Origin of the sequence: Salinibacter sp. (genome assembly GCF_036626415.1) — a bacterium.
Lineage (GTDB): Bacteria > Bacteroidota > Rhodothermia > Rhodothermales > Salinibacteraceae > Salinibacter.
Map to the genome: position 1 here is coordinate 1 of NZ_JAZKRW010000222.1, position 2898 is coordinate 2898.

General features: G+C 67.3%; 3 protein-coding genes. 1 reads left to right on the forward strand and 2 read right to left on the reverse strand.

Going from position 1 to position 2898, the window contains the following annotated elements:
• Positions 1 to 509: 509 nt before the first annotated feature.
• Complete coding sequence (locus V5A20_RS13890) at positions 510 to 950, forward strand: hypothetical protein (RefSeq protein WP_332327631.1); 441 nt, start codon at positions 510 to 512, stop codon at positions 948 to 950.
• Positions 951 to 959: 9 nt separating this feature from the next.
• Here the strand turns inward: V5A20_RS13890 and V5A20_RS13895 are convergent, their stop codons facing one another.
• The gene (locus V5A20_RS13895; RefSeq protein WP_332327632.1) at positions 960 to 2480 is read right to left on the reverse strand and encodes a carboxypeptidase M32; all 1521 of its coding nucleotides are present in this window, start codon (positions 2478 to 2480) and stop codon (positions 960 to 962) included.
• Positions 2481 to 2682: 202 nt separating this feature from the next.
• On the reverse strand, positions 2683 to 2898 hold a 216-nt coding region (locus V5A20_RS13900; protein WP_332327634.1), incomplete at its 5' end, for a hypothetical protein.

Consider the following 2898-nt stretch of genomic DNA (forward strand, 5'->3'; position numbering starts at 1 on the left):
GCGTTCCATTGCTCCAACGCCTACCTGTATCATGACGCTCCGTGCACTTCGATCGGCCTCTCCCGACCGGTCTTCTCGCGCACACCCTCCCTGATCATTCACGGTCGGGCGGAGCGACGTCGGCGTCAGTGGCGATCCAAAAAATCAAAACGGTCTCGACAGTCGAACCGTCTCCCACGTGTCGATGCGGTCGTCGCTCCCGGGCCCCCGGCTGGAGAATCGGTGAGGCGGAGGTTATCCAAAACTACCGATGTCTTGTAAGGGCGGGGGGTAAGCGTAACATAGGTCCCCCCCCGACGTTGGATCTATCTGTCAATCTAAAGCGCAAAAAAAGCCGAGGCTGGCTGCTTTACCGTTCCGTAGGGACGTTTGCATATCATTTTCCGCAGTGGCTGGGGACCGTGTGCAGCCACAAGCGAAAACGGACGTAAGAAGCTTGTTCACGGATCGGTAGGGTCCCGAGCAGTGCGCCGGCCTTTTCCCTCCGCTGGACACCATCCCTGGAGACCATGACCGACACGGCCCGCGACTCTTCCACGACACGGTCCCGAACCGAACTTACCGAGCGCATCAAAGAACTGGAGGCCACGGTCCGGCGGCTGCGCGCTCGCGTCTCGGAACTGGAGTCGGACCGGGAGCACCTCCTGGAAGAGAATCAGGCGCTCCGGAAGAAGGTCACCCACGCCCATCTCGCCGACACGCTGCTCGCGACCCTGGACGAAGAGGACGGCGACGCCGCCCCGGCGCCGGAGCCCCCCTCGGCCACCACGGGGCTGCACCGGGCCCTTCCCTCCTCGTTCACGTTCCGGACCTTCTTCCGAGTGGCCGAGCGGGAGGGCCTCGACACAGCCGACGCGCGCCGGTGTCTTCGGCACCTCCTGGACCGGGGGCGGCTTGCGCGCGACGGCTCGCGGCTCACGAAGCAGGAGGCGACGTCGGATGCGCAGTGAGTACCGCGTCTACGCACGCTCGTCGAGATCGTAGAGCGCGCCGAACTTGTCTCGGGCGTACTGGAGCCAGGGGGTGGCCGATAGCGCCCGGCCGGTCACGCGCTCCAGCAGCTGAGGGGCCGTATGCTTGCGGCCGTGTTGGTGGACGTGCGTGCGGAGCCAGTCGAGCAGCGGGTCGAAGTCGCCCTCGGCCAGGCGGGCGTCGAGGTCGGGAATCTCCTCGCGGACCGTGTCCATGAGCTGGGCGGCCGTGAGGGTGCCGAGCGTGTAGGTGGGGAAGTAGCCGAACGAGCCCATCGACCAGTGTACGTCCTGCAGCACGCCGTCGGCGTCGGTGTCGGGCACCACCCCGAGGTAGTCGTCCATCGCCTCGTTCCAGCGGGCCGGCAGCTCGTCGACGGCCACCGTGCCGTCGATGAGGCCCCGCTCCAGCTCGAAGCGGAGCATGACGTGGAGGTTGTAGGTCACCTCGTCGGCCTCCACGCGGATGAGGGACGGCTCCACCCGATTGACGGCCCGGTAGAAGGCGTCGAGGGAGGCGTCGCCCACTGCGTCGGGGAAGGCGTCCTGCAGTTTCGGGAAGTAGTGGCGCCAGAACGGGCGGCTGCGGCCCACGTGGTTCTCCCAGAGCCGGGCCTGCGACTCGTGGATGCCGAGGGAGGCGCCGTCGCCCAGCGGCGTGCGGTCGAGGGCCGGATCGATGCCCTGCTCGTAGAGCGCGTGGCCGCCCTCGTGGATCATCGAGAAGAGGGCCGACGGCAGGTAGTCCTTCTCGTAACGGGTGGTGATGCGGACGTCGCCGACCGAGAAGGAGGTGGTGAACGGATGGGCCGACACGTCCTGCCGCCCGCGGTCGAAGTCGTAGCCGAGGTCGGCGAGGATCTGCTCGCCGAACGTCCGTTGCGCCGGCTGGGGGTAGGACCGGTGGAGTACGTCGTCCTCGAGCTGCGGCGAATCGGCGATGGCGTCCACCAGCGGCACGAGGTCTTCGCGAAGCGCGGTGAAGGTGTCGGCGACCTCGGCGGTTGTGAGGTCGGGCTCAAACTCCTGAAGGAGGGCGTCGTAGGGTTCCGCCTCGTAGCCGATCGCCTCGGCCTTCTCCACCGAGAGGTCGACGAGGGTCTCCAGGTGCGGGGCAAAGATCGTAAAGTCGTCCTCGGCGCGCGCCTTTTTCCAGGCCTGCTTCGCCCGGGAGGTCGCCTCCGAGAGCTCGGCCACGAGGGACGAGGGCACCCGGCGGGCGCGCTCGTAGTCGCGGCGGGTGACGCGCACGAGGCTCGCGTCGTCCCGAAGGCTTTCGGGGTCGGCGTCCGCCGTCGCGTCGGCCGCCCGGTCGAGCAGGGTGCCGGTTTCGTCGGACACGAACCGCTCGTGGGCCGTCGACTGGAGGGTCGAGAGCTGGTGGGCCCGCGCCTCGGCCCCGCCGTCGGGCATGAACGTCTCCTGGTCCCAGGCCAGCACCGCGGCGGCGGACTCGAGGTCGTCGATGGGGGCGAGGTGGGCGCGGAGCGCCTCGATGGGATCGCTCATGGGAAGCAGAAGGGGGATGGACGAAACGGAGTCGGTACCTCAAGTCGCAACCTATGTGCTGTTCTCGGCACGACGGCGGACCACAGACGGCACCACGGGCATGACGTCGCTTCGCTCGGCCCCGGACCGCGGAAAACGACACTGTGCGGCGGTCTGTGGCCCGCGGTCCATTTGAACAGCGGCATAGAGGTTGCAGATCAGATTAGTCAACGCGGCGGCGGGCGGATCTATTCGGCCCCGTCCCCGAAATCACGGCGATTTGGCAGCGGTCGCGCCGCCACGGCGGGGCCCGCATCCGTCCGGGCGTCGCGGCACCGATTCCTTCGGGCAGGCGGCTGCTCGCAGAGTTGAAACCATTGACCGCAGCGGTTATGATAAATTTTACCTGCGCGCTGTTCTGAATCTTTTCTCCTTCCCC

Coding starts and splice junctions, on each gene's coding strand:
- V5A20_RS13890 (WP_332327631.1), top strand. CDS start 510: ATGACCGACACGGCCCGCGACTCTTCCACGACACGGTCCCGAACCGAA.
- V5A20_RS13895 (WP_332327632.1), bottom strand. CDS start 2,480: ATGAGCGATCCCATCGAGGCGCTCCGCGCCCACCTCGCCCCCATCGAC.